The 19004-nt window shown below is 61.4% G+C and carries 18 protein-coding genes; 11 read left to right on the top strand and 7 right to left on the bottom strand.

Features of this window, described 5'->3' with window-relative positions; genetic code table 11:
- Positions 1 to 21: 21 nt before the first annotated feature.
- Positions 22 to 366, bottom strand: a complete 345-nt coding sequence (locus tag ACIK7D_RS23300) for a hypothetical protein (protein ID WP_400157498.1) — start codon at positions 364 to 366, stop codon at positions 22 to 24.
- Between the two features lie 472 nt (positions 367 to 838).
- On the opposite strand from ACIK7D_RS23300, the gene ACIK7D_RS23305 reads away from it, so the two are divergent.
- The 5 genes from ACIK7D_RS23305 to ACIK7D_RS23325 all read left to right on the top strand — a co-directional run bounded on the left by ACIK7D_RS23305 (position 839) and on the right by ACIK7D_RS23325 (position 6773).
- The gene (locus tag ACIK7D_RS23305; RefSeq protein WP_400157499.1) at positions 839 to 2998 is read left to right on the top strand and encodes a ParB/RepB/Spo0J family partition protein; all 2160 of its coding nucleotides are present in this window, start codon (positions 839 to 841) and stop codon (positions 2996 to 2998) included.
- A gap of 68 nt (positions 2999 to 3066) precedes the next feature.
- Positions 3067 to 3723, top strand: coding sequence for a hypothetical protein (locus ACIK7D_RS23310; RefSeq protein ID WP_400157500.1), 657 nt, complete (start codon positions 3067 to 3069; stop codon positions 3721 to 3723).
- Positions 3724 to 3921: 198 nt separating this feature from the next.
- Entirely contained in the window at positions 3922 to 4344 is a 423-nt protein-coding gene (locus ACIK7D_RS23315; protein WP_400157501.1) for an antirestriction protein, read from the top strand.
- Positions 4345 to 4496: 152 nt separating this feature from the next.
- The gene (locus ACIK7D_RS23320) at positions 4497 to 5687 is read left to right on the top strand and encodes a DUF932 domain-containing protein (RefSeq protein ID WP_400157502.1); all 1191 of its coding nucleotides are present in this window, start codon (positions 4497 to 4499) and stop codon (positions 5685 to 5687) included.
- 84 nt (positions 5688 to 5771) lie between these two features.
- The gene (locus ACIK7D_RS23325) at positions 5772 to 6773 is read left to right on the top strand and encodes a hypothetical protein (protein ID WP_400157503.1); all 1002 of its coding nucleotides are present in this window, start codon (positions 5772 to 5774) and stop codon (positions 6771 to 6773) included.
- Positions 6774 to 6810: 37 nt separating this feature from the next.
- Here ACIK7D_RS23325 and ACIK7D_RS23330 read toward each other — a convergent pair whose 3' ends face one another.
- Positions 6811 to 8001, bottom strand: coding sequence for a DUF1173 domain-containing protein (locus ACIK7D_RS23330; RefSeq protein ID WP_400157504.1), 1191 nt, complete (start codon positions 7999 to 8001; stop codon positions 6811 to 6813).
- Positions 8002 to 8252: 251 nt separating this feature from the next.
- On the opposite strand from ACIK7D_RS23330, the gene ACIK7D_RS23335 reads away from it, so the two are divergent.
- The 6 genes from ACIK7D_RS23335 to ACIK7D_RS23360 all read left to right on the top strand — a co-directional run bounded on the left by ACIK7D_RS23335 (position 8253) and on the right by ACIK7D_RS23360 (position 16283).
- Positions 8253 to 8567 carry a DUF6117 family protein gene (locus tag ACIK7D_RS23335; RefSeq protein WP_400157505.1) on the top strand — a complete coding sequence of 105 codons (315 nt, stop codon included), beginning with the start codon at positions 8253 to 8255 and terminating at the stop codon, positions 8565 to 8567.
- A complete protein-coding gene (locus tag ACIK7D_RS23340; protein ID WP_400157506.1) occupies positions 8551 to 8895 on the top strand; it encodes a hypothetical protein in 345 nt (114 codons plus the stop codon). The genes ACIK7D_RS23335 and ACIK7D_RS23340 overlap by 17 nt, the downstream gene beginning before the upstream one ends.
- A gap of 147 nt (positions 8896 to 9042) precedes the next feature.
- Positions 9043 to 9387 carry a hypothetical protein gene (locus tag ACIK7D_RS23345; RefSeq protein ID WP_400157507.1) on the top strand — a complete coding sequence of 115 codons (345 nt, stop codon included), beginning with the start codon at positions 9043 to 9045 and terminating at the stop codon, positions 9385 to 9387.
- Positions 9388 to 9485: 98 nt separating this feature from the next.
- Positions 9486 to 13922, top strand: a complete 4437-nt coding sequence (locus ACIK7D_RS23350; RefSeq protein ID WP_400157508.1) for a strawberry notch-like NTP hydrolase domain-containing protein — start codon at positions 9486 to 9488, stop codon at positions 13920 to 13922.
- 4 nt (positions 13923 to 13926) lie between these two features.
- Positions 13927 to 14964 (top strand): toprim domain-containing protein, encoded by a 1038-nt coding sequence (locus tag ACIK7D_RS23355; protein ID WP_400157509.1) that lies wholly within the window; start codon positions 13927 to 13929, stop codon positions 14962 to 14964.
- A 377-nt stretch (positions 14965 to 15341) separates the two neighbouring features.
- Positions 15342 to 16283 (top strand): DUF2493 domain-containing protein, encoded by a 942-nt coding sequence (locus ACIK7D_RS23360; RefSeq protein ID WP_400157510.1) that lies wholly within the window; start codon positions 15342 to 15344, stop codon positions 16281 to 16283.
- A 50-nt stretch (positions 16284 to 16333) separates the two neighbouring features.
- On the opposite strand, the gene ACIK7D_RS23365 is transcribed toward ACIK7D_RS23360, so the two are convergent.
- From ACIK7D_RS23365 to ACIK7D_RS23385, 5 genes are all read right to left on the bottom strand, one after another.
- A complete protein-coding gene (locus ACIK7D_RS23365; protein WP_400157511.1) occupies positions 16334 to 16639 on the bottom strand; it encodes an HU family DNA-binding protein in 306 nt (101 codons plus the stop codon).
- A gap of 85 nt (positions 16640 to 16724) precedes the next feature.
- Entirely contained in the window at positions 16725 to 17234 is a 510-nt protein-coding gene (locus tag ACIK7D_RS23370; RefSeq protein WP_400157512.1) for an RES family NAD+ phosphorylase, read from the bottom strand.
- Complete coding sequence (locus ACIK7D_RS23375; protein ID WP_400157513.1) at positions 17231 to 17716, bottom strand: antitoxin Xre/MbcA/ParS toxin-binding domain-containing protein; 486 nt, start codon at positions 17714 to 17716, stop codon at positions 17231 to 17233. Before ACIK7D_RS23375 ends, ACIK7D_RS23370 begins: the two co-directional genes overlap by 4 nt.
- Positions 17717 to 17792: 76 nt before the next feature.
- Positions 17793 to 18377 (bottom strand): nucleotidyltransferase family protein, encoded by a 585-nt coding sequence (locus ACIK7D_RS23380; RefSeq protein ID WP_400157514.1) that lies wholly within the window; start codon positions 18375 to 18377, stop codon positions 17793 to 17795.
- A gap of 41 nt (positions 18378 to 18418) precedes the next feature.
- A complete protein-coding gene (locus ACIK7D_RS23385; RefSeq protein ID WP_400157694.1) occupies positions 18419 to 18964 on the bottom strand; it encodes a peroxiredoxin in 546 nt (181 codons plus the stop codon).
- Positions 18965 to 19004: the final 40 nt, after the last annotated feature.

The raw sequence follows: 19004 nt of genomic DNA on the forward strand, positions 1-19004 counted from the left end.
TCGAACTCTTCAAAAGAAGCGTCATACCCGACTACTCGACCCACGCACTGCCTTGGGACCAAACGTCTCGATGATCTCACACCGCGCAACCACGCCTCCGGGCCCATGATTTAGCAATGCGAGCACAGCGGCCCGATCCAACGGGACCGTCTCCATCTTCTCAAGAACCGTCGTCGCCCATTCCATATCGGGGTCGGCCTCAACGTCCTCGCGCAAAGCAATCACCGCACTGCGGGCTTCCTCAAGACTGTCAAAAAAGATTTCCGCAATCCCCGTTGGCTTCCATCGTTCCTCCGGAGGGAGGCCGGCCATGGAATAGGTGTAGAATGTAAAAGAAGGAGCTTTCACCGATTTCTCCTTGAGCATTGTGTGCGGTACGTCCCCGCCGTTCGTGCTCATTGACCCCTGGTGATCGGGGAGTTGGAAAACCGAGCGTACTCGATCCCTGGGGCCTTTAGCTCAAAGAGCCTGTTGCATACGCCACAGGCTCCCCGACCATAAGGTCAAGGAGTCGAAGCCATTCTGGTTGGCCTCCGACCAGTACGCTTGGGGTTTCCACGCCCCGAAGCAGCACGTACCGCTTCAATCTGATGCTTATGACATCCGACAGTATTTGTCCTGAATTTTCTGCCGCACCATGGTGTCGAAAAAGGGATTTGCCCTTGAGCGGGGCGGATAGCGGCGGAGGGAGAAGGGTTGGCCGTTGGCGACACGGTAAATGCGGGCCGGGAGCGGTGAGGGCGGTGGGTGTGGTTGGAGGAAAAGGGGGGAAGGAGGGTTTGTGGCGGATTGAGGTTGTCGGAGAGAGGCTCCGGCCGACCCGCCACGGAGAAACGACATGGCACAGGCCATCCAGAAAATCACGCTCAACGCCGGGCGCGACATCCCCTTCAACAAGCTCGTTCTCAGCCAGCAGAACGTTCGTAAAACCAAGGCGGGCATCTCGATCGAGGAGCTTGCCGAGGATATCGCCCATCGCGGATTGCTGACCAGCCTGAATGTCCGCGCTGAAGTCGATGGCGACGGCAACGAGACGGGCATCTACCGCATCCCGGCGGGTGGTCGCCGTTACCGCGCTCTGGAGTTGCTGGTGAACCAGAAGAAGCTGTCGAAGACGGCGGCGATTCCCTGCATCGTCAGCAAGGGCGACACCCTCGAAGTCGAGGATTCGCTTGCCGAAAACGTCAGCCGCGTCGATCTGCATCCGCTGGACGAGTTCCGGGCCATCATGACCCTTCGCGAGCAGGGCCTGGACGAGGAAGAGATTGCCGCCCGCTTCCATATGTCGGTCGCCACGGTGAAGCAGCGTTTGCGCCTGGCCTCGGTCTCGCCGCGTCTCCTCGAGTTCTACGCCAATGACGAGATGAAGCTCGGCCAGGTGATGGCGTTCTCCATCACCAATGATCACGTTCGCCAGGAACAGGTTTGGGACACGATCTCGCGGTCGCATAACCAGGACGCCTATTATATCCGGCGGATGCTAACCGAAACCGCCGTCCGGGCATCCGATCGTCGCAGCGTTTATGTCGGTATCGACGTCTATGAAGCGGCCGGCGGTGTCGTTATGCGTGACCTGTTCGAGCAGGACAATGGCGGATGGCTGCAGGATCCGGCGCTGCTCGAGCAGCTCGTTCTCGAAAAGCTGACCGCTGAGGCGGAAACGCTGAAGGCTGATGAAGGCTGGAAGTGGGTCGAAGCCGCGTTCGACTTTCCCTACGGCCACACCTCGGATCTTCGCCGCTTCTACGGCGAGCGGCTCGAATACAGCGAGGAGGAGCTTGCGCGGCATGATGCGCTGAAGGCGGAATACGACAAGCTCGATGCGGAGTATGCTGAGGCGGAGAGCTATTCCGAGGAAACCGAGGTGCGGCTTGAGGAGCTCGGCAATGCGCTGGATGCGCTGAACGACCGGCCCTACGTCTTCGACAGCCAGGACGTCGCCCGCGGCGGCGCCTTCATCTCGCTTGGTGCCAATGGCGAGCCTAGGATCGAACGCGGTTTCGTCCGGCCCGAAGACGAACCTGTCGCAGAGCCGCAAACCGGTGATGCCGATTATGGCGACAGTGATCGTCAGGGTGAGACTGAGACTGGAACGACTTCGGCAAATGGCGGCATCTCGGTCAACGGCACGCCAGTCGGCATCGAGGAACCGGAGGAAGACGACGGTAACGTTCGTCCGCTTTCCGATCGTGTCATCGAGGATCTAACGGCGGCTCGCACCGTTGCGCTGCGCAACGCGCTGGCGAACGATCCCGTGATGGCTTTCATCGCCGCCCTGCATGTCGCGGTTCTCAAAATTTTCTACCGATACGGAGCGGACTCGTGCCTGGAGATCACCCTCCAGCACACCGCGTTCAGCCAGACGCAGGGGCTCGGCGATACGATCTGGGCAAAGGAGATCGAACAACGGCAGGAATCCTGGGGCTATGACCTTCCCGGCAACGCCGACGAGGTCTGGAACTACCTGATCGCGCTCGACCAGGATAGCCGCATGGCGCTGTTTGCCCATTGCGTCTCCTTGTCGGTGAACACCACCGTGCAAGCGTGGAGCCGGCGGACAAAGGAAACGGCTCACGCCATGCAGCTTGCCCATTCGCTCGGCTTTGGCATGGTCGCCGCCGGTTGGACGCCGACGGTCGACAACTATCTCGGCCGCGTCACCAAGGCGCATATCCTGCAGGCGGTCCGCGAAGCGAAGGGCGAGCAGTCGGCGCAACTGATCGACCATCTCAAAAAGCCCGACATGGCGCGCGAGGCCGCCCGGCTGCTCGATGGCAGCGGATGGCTCCCTGAAGTGCTGCGGCTCCCGGTCGATCAGATCGCCGTGGTGGCAGAGGCCGATGCGCCGCTCGTCGACGGGGGCGTCGAGGGCGATACAACTCAGGCCGCCGACTTCGATCTTCCGGCCTTCCTGACGGTTGATGAGGAAGCCGAGGGAGCGGCTACCGGCTCGACCGATGGCGACGACGACGGCGAGCATCTCGAAGCCGCCGAATAAGGCCCTAGACCTTCACTCACAAAAGCCCGGCCCCTGCGCCGGGCTTCTCTGTTTTCAGGAGCGCCGTCATGCCTGCCTATACGATTGAAACGACCTACACCCTGCCGCTATTTCGGCATGGGACCTATATCGCCGACACGCCCGAAGCCGCCTGCAAGGCGGCCCTTGACGACGACAACTGGGAGTCTTCGAAGAAAGACTACGACTCTTCGGGCGAAATCCATGTGACCGGCATCTGGGAGGGCGATAATGCCGCTTATGCCGGATCGCCGATCACAGTGCCGTCGCACTTCGAGGAATCCGTTCGACGCCGGGCTCGCCACTTCGAGATCCTGCTCGGTCTGTTGAAGATGCTGTTCCACGACGTCCAGGCGGGGCGATCTCCGTCAGGCGACTGGCTGGCGAAATCGTCCTGGGCGATCGCGCGAGGTGAGGCTATCCTTGCTAAGGCAGCCGATCCCATTGAGGCGCCCGACACGCCAAAGCCAAGCCATGTCCTCGCACGTTTAGAGGAGGAGCGCGTCCGCAGCGCGATAGCTGCAGTCCTCGAGGTCGATCGAGACTTCGATGGTCTTTCGCCGGTATCGGTGAGCGATGCGGAGATCCAATCGGCATGTGTGTCCGTCGTAACCGCGATGGACCTCTCCGATGCTGTCAGCAATGCCGAGTTTCATGCGGCAATGGCATCGATCCGAGCGGCCTACGGTCGCCTCCATCCAGGCTAAGTCCTTTCCGATCCCTCTGACCTTCGAACCCGGTCCGCTTTCCACTCAACTCAGGCCGACCTCCTTCCTGCGTGCAACAGAAGAAGGGGGCGGCTGCGGCCAGCCAAAAAGGAAGAGTAGGGCCGGGGAGAGGGGCGAACCGGGCGGTGGAGAGAGGGTGTCCGGCCAGAATGATGTTTCCTCTCTGGAGAAAGATCGATGTCGATATCCGAACTCACACCCCAAACTGCTTCCATTGTCTCCGACGAGCGCCGCCTGGAATTTCTTCCCGCGCTGTTCGGGCGCTCGCTCCTGATCATCGGCGAGAACGCGGTCTACAGCCTCATGGAGCGGCTCAGCCCCCTCGATTATGGTGGCGGGTTCTGGGATTTCTACGAACACGACGACAAGCCGCTGTTTCTGGCTCCGAGATCCAAATCGCGTTACCGGATAACCGGCGAGATCACCGGGTTTCAGGGGGAAGTCTCGGCGGAGGCTACCGGGATTATCGCCACGCTGTTTGCCTTCTCGCATCTCTCCTTCCAGTATCAATCCGAGCAACTCTCGGATGGCTACGGCCGCCTCTACGCCTATGCGGCCGAGCACACTGAGGCCGCGGAGATCTTTCAGGCGATCGATTGACCAGTTGCCCGGGCTCGCCCTCGGGCGGCGCGTTTGTCTTTCCTGACCGCACTGCCCTGTCGGGTCTTGCCGCCGCACTTCATCCTCCATCCCACCAGCCCGGTCGTCGCAAGAGCGGTCCGCCGGGCTCTTTCGTTTCAGGAGACTTCATCATGAACAGTATGATTTCTAACCCCCGACCGACATCGGCCGGATTCAAAGTCGATATATCCCGCGGTGAACGCGTCGGCCGCGTTTCGTCAGAATGGTTTTCGCGTCCCGATGACGAGCGTTATCTGTCACTTTCGGATCTGCATCGTGCCGTCAGCGCCAGGACTGAACGCGCTCGCGTTCGCACAGTCGAGACGTCCGAGATCCGCGTCGAGGCCACCCGCGACAACGCCGAACGCCTGTCCCTGGTCGTTCCCGGCGGGCGCGAGCCAGTCGCGCCTACGCACTGGAGTTACGGTCAGCTCTGCAGCCTGGTTGGTGCACCTGCGGGCTACATGCGTCAGTTGCCAGCACCTCTGGCGGCGATCAATCTGCAGCACGGGCTGCTCAATCATAACGCCGAAATGGTCAAGACGCTCGAGATGGACGACGGTCGCGTGGAGTTGCGTGCGGTGACCGGTCCTGAATACGGGCGCATCTGGGATAGGGATTTGATCTCGGCCATCATGAATATTGCTGGCAACGGCACAGGCGATACGATCTGGAAGGTTCCCGGTCTGCTCGACTGGTCCACGATGACCCACAATCCTTTCGTCGATATCACGAAGGATACGACCACGTTGTACGCCAGCGATCGCGACGTATTCGTCTTTCTCTGCGATGACACTCACCCGATCGAAGCGGGACGATTGCCGAACGGCGAGCCTGATTTGTATTTCCGTGGCTTCTATGCCTGGAACAGCGAGGTCGGCTCGAAAACGCTCGGAATTGCCAGTTTCTACCTGCGTGCCGTGTGCGCCAACAGGAATCTCTGGGGTACCGAAAATTTCGAGGAAATCACCATCCGTCACTCGAAGTTCGCTGCCCAGCGCTTCGCCCACGAAGCCGCCCCAGCGCTGACGAACTTCGCCAACTCCTCGCCCGCACCGTTCATTGCCGGCATTCGCGCCGCCCGTGAACGCATTGTCGCCCGAAACGAGGAAGATCGCTCGGACTTTCTGCGCAGGCGTGGCTTCTCCAAGGCCGAAACCGGCAAGATCATCGAAACCGTTCTTTCCGAGGAGAGAAGACCACCGGAGTCGATTTTCGACTTTGTGCAGGGCATTACCGCCCTTGCGCGGGCAAAGTCGCATCAGGACACCCGGCTCGAACTTGAAGCCAAGGCGAAGAAACTGCTCGAAAGCGCCGCCTGACTGCGTCCCTACTGCCCATCGTCATCCGTCCCTTTCATCGCCCGGCGGCCGCGCCGGGTTTCCTGTTCACGGAAAGGAAACATCATGACCACGCTCGAAACCAGGATTTACAGCCATCCGCCCATTCCGCTGGCAGACATCAGCCAGCTCGAAATGCTGATCCTCACCAATGTGCTCGAGTGCAGCGAGACCGAAGAGGGTCTTGTCCTATTCACGGATGTCGGACCGACCAATCCGATCCGTGTGAGGCGCGGCGAGCTGGTCGCTGCGTTTGGTGCCTCAGCGAAGAACGCCGGGGACCCGGTCAACGTCTTCATCGCCGACCGTGTCCTCGCTCTTCTGCCGGCAGGCGGCAAAGTGGTCGAGGACGATGTCATGGTCGACGTCGACCTTAGCCATTTCCCGTGGCAGTTCGTGGTGCAGGGCATCGTCGCGCGATCACCGGATCTGGACGAGGTCGCGGTAATCCAATGGACAAACCACCCCTCGCAACGTCCGGAGAGTTTTGGCGCCGGCGTCTCGCTGATCACCGCCAGGGCCATCCATCACGCCACGAGTGAGGATATTCTCGGCCGGTTTAGACTTCAGGACAAGGCCCTCCCGGCTGCCACATCGGCTGTTCCTCCTTGCCGGGACAACGGCGCTCCGGCCGGTAGCGCTGCAAGCGATCTATTCACGGTAAAGGAGATCGAGACGGCTCTTTGCCTCTGGGAGGCGATGCTTTATTTTCGTGGTCTGCATCAGGATGAACGGCCGGTTCCGGATACTATCGCCCGGATGTCGGACCTCTGGGATGCTATCGGATGGCAGGAGATGCGGTCCCATGTCCGCGAGATCGTGCCCCTCGCACTCGCCGTCTATGACGACATCTGCGAAGAGCTTGAGAAAGAGGGGTTCGCCTTCGATTTCGATTTCGCGCCGGCGTTTGTCGAGACCCTGTGCTGGTCCGAGGACGCGGCGTCCCGCAAAGGCGAACCTGAAGAGCTCCGTGAAGACGTGATGGCGGCCGTCAGGCGCCATCGGCAGGATGTCGTCGCGCGACATAGGCCGAGCTCCGACCCGGCGCCATGTCACGTCGACCGTTGAAGGAAGGCGTTGGCGGCCGAGCCGTGTCGCTCGCGGATCAGGGAAGCCGCGGGATTTCGCCCTCCGCAACCCGCCAGACCCAGGGCGTGATCTCCGGCCTCGTCTCGATCATCTCCGCAAGCGCCTGTTCATAATCCTCTCCGGCGCTCGGCGGAACGATGAACATGGCGACTGGAGCCGGTTTCTGCTCCGGCAGCGTCACCGACACGATGGGCGCATCGCGTGGCAGGTTGAACCGCAAGCCTTTGACGCTCTTTCGCTTGAGGTGACCGAGCTTCTCCAGAAGCCGCAGCTCGTGGGTATCCTCGAAGGGCAGCCAGTGCTCGTTGACCACCATCAGCGATACCTCTTCGATCGCCGCAATGCCGGCGGCCGAGACGCCGAAGGTGGCGATGACGATCAGATGGAATGCCTCGTTCGAGCGCCACAGTTCAAGCTCGACTTCATGGCGGGCGGCGAGCCGCCGCCATGCGCTCTCCTCGATCATCAGCGGAAAAGGCGTGTGCCGCACGACGACCCTCTGCCCCTCACGCGCGGGGGAAAACTCCTTCACTTCCGCCACGATCATCATCAGCTTGCGAGGACCCGAACCGGCTGCCTGCACGCCCTTGAGCACCGCGGCGCGCCGGGCGGCGATCCCATCCTTGTCTTCGGCATGAAATACCTCCGGCACGAAGAGCATGTCGGCCAAAGTCGTGCCCCTGGCCGTCATTTGCGCGGCCGCGTTCAGAAGGCTTGTTCGTACCCGGCCCCAGCCGCGTCTGCCGGCCCAGGTCGAACGCCATTCCGTCAGTTCGCCCGCCTCCCAGAGATAATGCAGCATTGCCCGTAACGACAATTTCTTTGGTTCGCTGCGAATGCCGTGTTCGGAAGGTTCGCTTACCGCACCGGGTGCCGCGCGGGGCCCGCGCTTCGTCAGCGAGAAATCCAGTTTCAGGTCGGCCTTGCCGTTGGCGTCGATCTGGATAGCGTTTCCCATAAGCGGCCCCAGGCCCGAAAGCTCGTAAGGAGGCTCATAGGAGGGGCATGCTGAATCATGATCGCGTCCAGATAGCGGCATTCGCTTGATGACATACAAGTCTTCGACCTTGGCGATGTACATCGGGACGGACGGTTCTTTGCACATGCACATCGGGCGAAGCCGTTGCTCGTAGGCCTGTGGAAGGAATGCACGCAATTCAGGCGACGCCTCTTCCACCACCCGACCATCGATTGTGAATGTTCGCACTTCTGCTCTCCCGTTCGGATTTCGAAGCTACGCGACTACGACGTATTTTACTATCTAAAAATAGTCAGTAAAGCGCTGCGATCTCAGCGACTTCAGCCTGAATCCGAGCCTTCGCCGTTGAGCGGCATGTGTGAGCGCCATGTCGCCCGATGCGAGATCTCTCACACCTTCCGGTGGTGAAATTGACAGTCACCGGGATTGAGAAACCCTTCGCCCGGCGCATGCCAGGCTTATTCCGCCAGGAGGATAAAATGACAATACCCGACCATGCCAGGACCAATTTCCACACCCTCTTGCGCGCAGCCGCAGACGGTAACCTCGCCCTGATGGAATGCCTGGATTCCCGGACAAGCGAACCTCGTTATGTCCTGTGCGCTGTCGGGCACGACGGGATAGACCGGGTGTTCACACCGTTTGGACACCTTGCCGACGGCAACCCGTACGACGCTTATTTGCCGCCCGATCCTGACAACCCTCAAGGCTTTCTGGTGCCGGCTCAGGCTCGATCCGAAAGCCGCTTGCTAGCCGCCGAGGACAAGGGAGAGAGCAATGCGGATCAGGCGTAAACCCCGGCCAGGAGAACAGCCGAACTATCTCGCACACTCCCTCTACGCGGCAGAGCTCGGGGCGCCCGACCCCGGCCATTATCGTTCGACAGCTCCCGGTGCGCCGGATGTCGCTGCACTCGTCCATCCCGGCACGGTGATCCGCACGTCGTACGGCACGGGCGGAACGGTGATCGGGCTTGAAGGACCCTTTGTCCATGTCGCGCCGGATGGCAGCGAGTATCCGCATTTCACGATCGTCTACGTGCCTTCCGAGCGGTTCGGCCGGCACGGCAAGGGCGATCTCAACTGGATCAACGAATGCGTCGCTGTCGACGGCCTGACCTGAAGCTTCTCGAAGTCGATCTCGACGAGGTCTTTCTCGAAGGTCCGCTCTTCGGTCGCGGCTGACGCTGGGAGCACCTCCAATCTTCCTTCTAACCAGGCCCGGTGCTCCGAAGAGTGCCGGGCCTTTTCGCGTTTTCAGGAGAGCATCATGACCATGCCCGCACTCGACTGCCCCAACCCGGCTTCTGCGCCGATCGCACCAGTATTTCTCAATTTCCGTTCCCAGATCGTTCGGCCCGTCTGTTTCGCCATCGTCTGTTGGGACGGCCCGGGCGATACCCTCTACGCCTTCGAGGACCGCGGCGCCTTCGAGAGCCAGCGCACGACGGCCGAGCGAAATTTTGTCCATGTCCATGAGTTGTCGGCCGAGGAAGCGGCCGAATGGATCGCAGCCGGCGTCAACGCCGTCGTGCACGAGGTATCGCTGGCTGGCGTTACGGCATTCGGAAAGTTGAAACTCGCGCCGGCTGAAGCCGGACGCCCTCCGCCTTGATCGCTTGGAGGGAGAGAGGGGCCGGAAAAGGGCGGTCTGCCGGGGCTTGGAGAGCGTCCGGGCGGGCCAGTCCTTTCCCGCTCTCGACAGGGTTTCCCATGAACATCGCCCCTTCCCACATCGCAAACGCAACTACCAACACGCTCCTTGCTCCCGCCGATATCGCCAGCCGAGCAGACAAAATCTTCCGTTCCGGTGAAGTGCTTCTGAAGTCTCTAGAACATGGCCAGCTCATCGGCGCAGCCGATCTTCGCACTGTTCTGACGGACACCTTCGGCGGCTCGGATGCAGAAGGCTTGTGGTCATGGAAAGACGCCTACGAGGGGACCGAAGTGGCGCAGGTCCTGTTTCTGCGCAAGTTCGGTGAAGCGATCGCCACCCGCGCAATTGCACCGCAGTCACTGCTGGCGATGCTGACCAGGGTGGCGGGTTTGATCCCGACTCACACGAGGCGCTCCGAGGAAAGCCAGCAACTCCAGCAATTTTCGACGCCGGTACCATTGGCTTATATCGCGGCCCGCGCGGCCGGCATCGTGGCTGATGATACCGTGCTCGAACCCTCCGCCGGGACCGGGCTGATGGCAATCTTCGCCGAACTCGCACGTGCGCGACTGTCTCTCAACGAATATGCGCCCCTCCGGCACGGTCTTCTGCAGTTGCTCTTCCCCGGGTCGGCCGTATCGCAGCATGATGCCGCCCAAATCGATGACTATCTCGATCGTTCTATCCGCCCGACCGTCGTTTTGATGAATCCGCCGTTTTCCGCCGGCGTTCATGTCGAAGGCCGTATCGCAGACGCCGCATGGCGTCATCTCGCCTCCGCCTTCGCACGGCTTGCCCCCGGCGGACGACTGGTTGCGATCTCCGGCACAAGTCTCTCTCCCGACAATCTCACATGGCGCGACGCTTTCGTCCGTCTGCAGGAGCGTGGCACGGTCCTGTTCAGCGGCGCGATCGATGGCTCCGTTTATGGCCGGCACGGCACGACGATGGAGACCCGCCTGACCGTGATCGACAAGATCGCCTCCGCCGATCCGACGCGCCTCATCGCCTCGCATGGCATCGCCCCTGATCTCGAGACCTTGCTGTCGTGGACGTCGAGCCTGCCGCCTCGCTCGCCGACGTCCGCGTCACAATCGATCGGCGCTCCTTTCAACGAAACCGCCTGCGCTAGCGCGGCGAAGATGGCCGCCCGAAACACATCTACACTGCGGCACGCTACCGTATCAGCACCAATCGTGCGTCCTCTCTCCGCTACTCGCGCACCGCGCCCTGTTTCCTCACTATCCCCACGCGTCGATGATGTCGTGGTCGAACTCTCCTACGAACTCTGCGATGCGGCAGCGACGACCCGCTGCGACGTCACTGAGGGCATCTACGAGCCTTACCGGCTGCAGGCGATCCGCATTCCCGACGCAAAACCGCATCCGGACAAGCTCGTCGAATCCGTCGCCATGGCATCGGTCGCACCGCCCAAGCCGAGCTATCGGCCGCATCTGCCGAAGTGCGTCATCACCAGCGGCGACCTTTCAGACGCGCAGCTTGAAAGCGTGATCTATGCCGGCGAGGCCCATTCGGGTTACCTCGCCGGTCACTGGTCCGTTGACGCCAGTTACGACAACCTCAAAGCCGTCAAACCGGAGGATGAGGGCTCTGTCCAATTTCGCCGGGGCTGGTTTTTGGGGGATGGCACAGGTGCAGGCAAAGGTCGGCAGGCTGCCGGTATCATCCTCGACAATTGGCTCAAGGGTCGCCGCCGCCATTTGTGGATTTCCAAATCCGAGACACTGATCGAGGACGCCCAGCGCGACTGGAGCGCGCTCGGCCAAGAGAAGCTGCTTGTGACGCCGCTGTCACGTTTCCGCCAGGGCAAGCCGATCAAGCTCGACGAGGGAATCCTCTTCGTCACCTTTGCGACGCTGCGGACCGACGAGCGCGAGGGCAAGCGATCGCGCGTCCAGCAGATCGTCGATTGGCTGGGAGGTGATTTCGATGGGGCGATTGTCTTTGATGAGGGTCATTCGATGGCCAACGCGGCGGGCGGCAAGTCGGAGCGCGGCGAAAAGGCAGCCTCGCAGCAGGGCCGTGCCGGTCTGCGCCTGCAGCGTGCTCTCCCCGATGCCCGTGTCGTCTATGTTTCGGCGACCGGCGCGTCCGAGGTCGAGTCGTTGGGTTATGCCGAACGCCTTGGCCTTTGGGGCGGCACGGATTTCCCCTTCTCGACGCGATCGGAGTTCATCGCCGCGATCGAGGACGGCGGCGTTGCGACCATGGAAGTGCTCGCTCGTGATCTCAAGGCCATGGGCCTCTACGCTTCCCGGTCCCTGTCCTTCGAGGGTGTAGAATATGACATCCTCGAACACGAGCTGACCGAGGAACAGGTTCGCATCTACGATTCCTATGCCGAAGCGTTCCAGGTCATTCACAACAATCTGAACGCCGCGCTCGAAGCCTCCGGTATCAGCAGTAGCAAGGGAACGCTCAACAAAAACGCCAAAGCCGCCGCCCGCTCGGCCTTCGAAAGCTCGAAGCAGCGCTTCTTCAATCATCTGCTGACATCCATGAAGACGCCGGCGTTGATCGACGCGACGACCAGGGACGTGGCGGAGGGTCATGCAGCGATCGTCCAGATCATTTCGACCGGCCAATCCCTGACCGAACGCCGGCTCGCGGAAATACCGACAGAGGAGTGGGGCGATATCCAGGTTGATGTCACGCCGCGCGAGATCGTCGCGGAATATCTCAACCACTCCTTCCCGACCCAGCTTTTCGAGGAATATTCCGACACTGAGGGCAATCTCCTGTCGCGGCCGGTTTATGACGCCGACGGCAACCCCGTCATGTGCCGGGAAGCTGTCGCTCGCCGGGATGCGTTGCTCGAACGTCTTGGCAGCCTGCCGGCGATCCCGACCGCGCTCGACCAAATCGTCCAGCACTTCGGCAGTACCCAAGTGGCTGAGATCACCGGCCGCACGCGCCGCATCGTGCGCCGCAACGACGGCGGCCCGATCGACCGCTTCACTGTTGAAAGCCGGCCGGGCAGCGCCAATCTCGACGAGACCCGCGCCTTCATGGACGACGAGAAGCCGATCCTGATCTTCTCCGAAGCCGGTGGTACGGGACGGTCATATCATGCCGATCTCGGTGCGAAGAACCAGCGCCTGCGCCTTCACAACCTCCTCGAAGCCGGCTGGCGGGCCGACGTGGCGATCCAGGGTCTCGGGCGAAGCCATCGTACAAACCAGGCGCAGCCTCCGCGCTTCCGCATGATTGCCACCAACGTCAAGGCCGAGCGTCGCTTCCTATCGACAATTGCCCGGCGTCTCGATACGCTCGGCGCCATCACCCGCGGGCAACGTCAGACAGGCGGGCAGGGGATGTTCCGCTCGGAGGATAATCTTGAATCCCAGTATGCCCGCGATGCGCTGCGCCAGTTCTACAAGCTGATCTACAGTGGCGGCGTCGTGGGATGCTCGCTCGAAAAATTCGAGGCGATCACCGGTCTTTCGCTCAGCGCGGAGGAGGGGGGTCTGAAGGACGAGTTGCCGCCGATCCATACCTTCCTCAACCGCATGCTCGCGCTCACGATTGAAATGCAGAACCTGCTGTTCGACGCCTTCGAGCAATTGCTGGCCGCCCGCATCGAGGGCGCGATCGCAGCCGGCGTCTATGACAAGGGCCTCGAGACGCTGGTCGCCGATCGCATGACGGTGAAAGAAAGGCGATTGGTTTACACGCATCCCGTTACAGGCGCCCAGTCGCATCTGTTGACCATCGAACGCATGGATCGCAATCAGCCGATGCAGATTGCCGACGCCCTTGAACTCGTCCAGCGCGACCCACGGGCAAAGCTGATGATCAACGGCAAATCCGGCCGCGCTGCCGTGCAAATCCCGACGCGATCGATCATGCTTGACGACGGCTCGGTCCAGCCGCGCGTGGCGCTCATCCGGCCGATGGACGAAATCCGTTTCGAGCTGCGCCAGCTCGAGGAAACCAACTGGGAAGAAGTGGACGAGCAGGGCTTTTCCGCTGCCTGGAGCTCAGAAGTCGCCGATCTCCCCGAGTTCTCTATTTCGACGATGGACGTCGTCTCTGGCCTCCTCTTGCCGATCTGGAAACTGCTGCCGCAGGATTATTGCCGGGTCTATCGGCTTGAGACCGACGAGGGCGAGCGGATCGTCGGCCGCTTGATCTCGTCGGAAGGGCTTTCCAGGCTTTGCCGGAATTTCGGGCTCGAACAGACAGAAGTTGTGAGCGTCGAAGAGGTGTGGCAATTGCTGCTCAGTGGTTCCGCGGTCGTGGCACTCGCGGGCAATATGACGCTGCGACGCGTTCGGGTGATGAACGACTATCGCATCGAGCTTGCCGGCTTCACCGATGGGATGCGCGAGAGGCTGAGATCGATCGGCCTTTTCTCCGAGATGATCGCCTGGAAGGTTCGGTTCTTCATCCCGGCCTCGAATGACGGACAGGCCGTGTTGTCGCGCCTCATTGAACGGCATCGTATCATCGATGTCGCCGGCCGGAGCTGACCCCATGCTGTCAGCTTCCGAACTTTCAGACCGTCTGGCGCGCGATGCCGAGGCGGTCTGCCGCCATTACCTCTCCGCTGGCCGCAGGGCCGGCAGGTATTGGATCGTCGGCGATACCGCCAACAACAAAGGAAAGTCTCTCTACGTTCATCTCACGGGCCCGCGAGCGGGGCGGTGGGCAGATGCGGCGACCGCTCAATATGGCGACCTGCTCGACCTCGTGCGGGAGACCTGCGGACTGATCGACTTTCGCGATGTTGCAGATGAGGCGCGGCGTTTCCTGAACGAACCACGGGTCAGCCAGGTCCCTTCCGGCAGGGATGATAAGCTCGATAGCCAGCCGGTTGAAAGACCGGCAGCTGAACGTGCGAGACGCCTGTTCCAAATGGCGCAGCCGCTCGCTGGCACGCTGGCCGACAGCTATCTGCGTCAGCGCGGCATCCTGCGCGCCTCTCTGCATTCCTCGCTCCGCTTCCACCCGTCCTGCTATTATTGCGATCTCGTCAGCGGTGAAACCCGCAGTTATCCCGCGCTGATCGCAGCAGTGACCGACCAGGCGGGCACCGTCACGGGCGTGCATCGCACCTGGCTCGATCCGGACGGTGACGGCAAAGCTCGGGTCGAGGATCCCCGCCGTGCACTAGGTGGGCTGCTCGGCAACGCCGTGCGGTTCCGCTTTCCCGTTGATGGCCCCGTGCCGGTCATGGCGGCAGGCGAGGGGCTCGAAAGCATGTTGTCGCTCTCGCATGTGATGCCCGACATGCCTGTGGTCTCGGCACTGACGGCCAATCACCTTGCCGCCTTCCGGCCGCCAGCCGGGTGTCTGCGTCTCTACGTAGCCGCCGACGCGGATGCCGCCGGCCGGCATGGGATGGAGGGACTGAGCCACCGGGTGCAGGGGCTCGGCATCCTGCCGCTTGTGCTCACCCCGGATCTCGGCGACTTCAACGAGGATCTGCGCCGGCTTGGACCGGACCGGCTCATCGCAAATCTTCGGGCCCAACTCGCACCGGAAGATGCCTCGCTCTTTCTTCCCCCGTAGTGCGGCCGAGAAGGGGATGCTGGACGGGGCCCGGGCGTGGCTGGCAAGGCCGGTCCTGTCGGTCTCTGTCCTGGTGGGGCGCGCCTGCGGGCCTGCCGAGAGGCGACCCTTACCAGTCGGCTGCCTGGCCTTCAGCGGGTCGGTCGGGTTTCTTCCCCGCGCCGGCTTTTTAGACCGCATCGGCTGTTCCGAAAACCGGTTCCCGGTTTCGGGCCGATGCGGCAGCCGGCGCTCCTCGCGGCCCAAGAAACCCTCCCTCAACCGCCCGGCGCTGCGCTGGGCCGCTTCGCTGCGCTCGCGGTTCCGGCCTGCCCGCCGCCTGGACAGGGATCGCCGTCAGGCCGCAAGAGGCGCGGCCCAAACCGACGGAGACCATCATGAACCTTACCCTTCCCATCGACGACACCTTCGAACCCGAACACGCGTCTTCCCCGACAGACCGCGTCATCTACGAGATGCAGGTCTTTGGCTACCGGCCGTTTCAGGACGAGGCGGATCCCCGCCCGCTGCCCGAGGAGCCAATGGTCCAGTCGGCGCTGACCGCGATGTTCTCGGCGATGTTCGAAATGCTCGGCGACACGCGGCTGGAGCCTGATCTCGAAGACCTACTCTGGTCGACGGTCAATCTCTTCCACCGCGCCGGCGAGCGTATCCAGCGCGAACTTCAGCGCAATGAGGACGCCCAGCGCACCGGCCAGCGCGAGCAGGACGGCTCTGAGGTGAAAAGCGTCGAGCTTGAGCGCCATGTCGTCGAGGGCATCACGCTTCTCGAACGCCGCAACGCATTCGAGTTCATGCGCGACTATGCAGCCGATCTCTTCGAAGCCCAGACCGGTTCGGCATGGCGACCGCGCGCCGGTTCCAAGGTCAACCACGCCAACATGACGGCGGCGATGATCGACAGCAGAGATTTCCTGTCTGCCCGCCGGCACGCCGAAAACACGGTGCTTGTCCCGGCCGGGACCAAGATCGCCTTCGGTGGCGGCATGGACTACAATGATCACGACCGGATCTGGGCCGCGCTCGACAAGGCCCATGCCAAGCACTCGGACATGATCCTGCTGCATGGCGGCTCGCCCAAAGGCGCCGAACGCATCGCCGCCTGCTGGGCCGAGGCCCGCAAAGTCACCCAGATCGCCTTCAAACCCGACTGGAACAAGCACGCCAAGGCTGCCCCGTTTCGCCGCAACGACGACATGCTTTCGGTCATGCCATCAGGCGTCATCGTCTTTCCCGGTTCCGGCATCACCGACAATCTGCGCGACAAGGCGCGCCGGCTCGGCATCAATGTCTGGGAGCTCAAAGGAGATGGCGCGTGAGCGCCATCGTCTTCGCAGGATGCCATCTCGCCCTTGTCTTTTGCCCGAGACTACTTGTTCAGCGCGTCCTTGAGCGCCTTCGCCGGAGTGAAGGCAACCTTTTTCTGTGCGGCGACCTTGATCATCGCCCCGGTTGCCGGATTGCGCGCTTCGCGCTCCGGTGCGTCCTTCACCTTAAACTTGCCAAAGCCGGGGATGGACGTTTCCGCACCGGACGTTGCAGCGGAGGTGATGGCGGAAAATACTGCTTCAACGATAGCTTTGCCTTGAGCCTTGGTCAGGCTGTGTTCGGCGGCGATCTTGTCTGCGATTTCATTGGTCGTGGTCATATGAAGTTCCTTTCCTCTAGTAACCAAAGCCTTTCCACCCGGACAGCCCGCTGTCACGGGGTTCGTACCTTGTTAGCGGCTGCCTTAGCCACCTTTCCACAGGTTCTGGTGATTAGACGGCCGCCGGTGGGTGCAGACGGGTATCAAGGGCGAAGGTCTCCTGGAACTTCAGCGAATAGCTGCCGGCCGCCTGGCTCGCGACAAAGATCAGGTTCCAGCTGTGCGTGGAGACCGCGCTTGGGATTGCGACAAAGCGATGCTGCCGCAACAGGTCGTCGCCGAACGCTTGCTGACCGGCGCTCGGAATACCGGGCCGAAGCCAGTTCGGATTGGGAACGGTGGCCGGATCGACGACATGCACCGCGGCGGTGTCGGCGATGACAGCGGCCGTCAGGATATGCGGGATTGTATCGAGCGCGCGAAAACCCTTGTGGACTGCGACCTCAAGGATCGCCGTGGACGGGTCGATGGAGCAGTAGATAGCCCGTACACCCTTGCTGTTCCAGCGACCGCCGACACGATAAGCGCCTTCACCGCTATCCCATGTCGGGGCATAAGCGGCCTGGTCGAGCCGCCATGCGATCAGCTCGGAGCCCCCAAGCGCAATCGGCAAAGGCGTCATGCGTAGACGCCATATTCGAGCCGTTCCAGATAGTCCTCGACCAGCTCGACGCCAGCGGGCGTCCCGAGCAGGTCGATCGGGCGGCGCTGATCGAGCCCGATGGCCGGACGCTCCAGCCATTGCTCTGCTTCCGCCTGCGTTCCCAGCACATCCGTCGCCTTCGACAGGATTTCGGCGAACTTCCATGCCCGGCCGCTCTGCTCCGGGCTCAGTGGCTTTGACGGCGCGTCCTTTCGGCGTTGCCAAGTCCTGAGGCTCATACCAACTGCCTTCTCGAGGGATTCGGTCTTACCGATAAAGACCAGGCTTCCGACGAGGTGATCGACTGCAGAGGCCGGCAGTCCGACTAGAAGCAATTCATGTGCGTCGAGCGCCGTGGTCAACCGGCGCGACAGCACTCGAGCGCCACCAAGTAGGGCCTCGATCTTTTGCAGTTCCCCGCCGCGTGTGATTGAAGAAGGTGCTTTTGCTGCGACGGCCATCACGGTCTCCTGTGTCATCTGTCGCTCTAAATATGACATCTGTCGCCGATCGTTTCAAGTACCGATACGACTTGCGTTACGCCTTGGGATAATCCCAAGGAATCACTGTCAGATCGGGCCATCGATCAAGCCACTTCGAAACTTTCGCTTCAAATATTTCGCGGGTGATCTGCGTCTGGTTCGCCCTGACTATCCCGCTAAGGAGATCACCAAGGCCGAACGGCGCGTAGACCTCGGCCCCCGCCCCTGAAGGACGGATGCCCACCGCCGTTGCTGTTGTGGGAAACGTATCGATCGCATCTTCCATGGAAGAGTAAGGTTCAATCGGATAGCCGAATTTCTCCTCATACCAAAAATGAACGCGCGCCTCGTTCTTCACATCAATCCAGACGGGTAGATGCGCAAGCATCTTCCGGATTCGTTCGCCATGCTGCTCTTCGCTCTCGGCCGAGACGTCGTCGGGGTCGAAATATACCAGGTCAAGATCGGAGATGGCATGTTCGAGCGGAAAGCCAAATCGCTTGTTCCATACGGTCTGAGCCAGGCAGCCGGCAACTAGCCAACATTCGGGGAGATCAAGTCTCTCCCATTCATCCCAAACCGCTCGTACCAGGGGATTTGAAAGAACAATCGCTTCAAAGTTTGCTATTTCGGTGGACACCCGCTTTCCCCATTTCCTCTGCGCCTGGTTCCGGGACAAACTCAGGCTTTACGCGACGAAAGCCACGCAATGACGTCCGCCGCGTTTTGGTCAGGCGGAAACACGGGATAGAACACGTGCTCGACCTTACCGTTCGCAACGATCAGGGTTAGCCGCTTGAGAAGCGTCATCCCCCCAGCCTCGAATACGGGAAGATTGAGAGCGTGAGTCAAACTCAAGGAAACATCTGACAATAAAGAGAAGGGGAGATGAAGGCGCTCAACAGCTTCCCTTTGATACTCTGTTTCTTGAGTTGAAAGGCCGAATACGCGCTCAATGCCAAGCGCTCGCAACTCGGCAAAGTGATCGCGAAATGCGCAAGATTGCGGTGTGCAGCCACGAGTGCCGGGTATGGAATCCCATCCTTCGATTGCGCCGCCAGTGGACGGACTCGTGCGGGGATAGGCGTAGACGACGGTTGGACCACCTTCGGAGAGATTGACGTTCGTGCCATCAGTCGCGGGCAACAACATACTGGGCATAGACATGCCTGTAAGGTGCGCCGCTTTTCCGTCATCTATCGGAATCATTTGAGCTTCCGTTCCCATCTCACCTATCCCGTCGCGAAAATCCCCGTTAAACGACACT

This window comes from Agrobacterium sp. P15N1-A (assembly GCF_044626815.1).
Classification (GTDB): domain Bacteria; phylum Pseudomonadota; class Alphaproteobacteria; order Rhizobiales; family Rhizobiaceae; genus Agrobacterium; species Agrobacterium leguminum.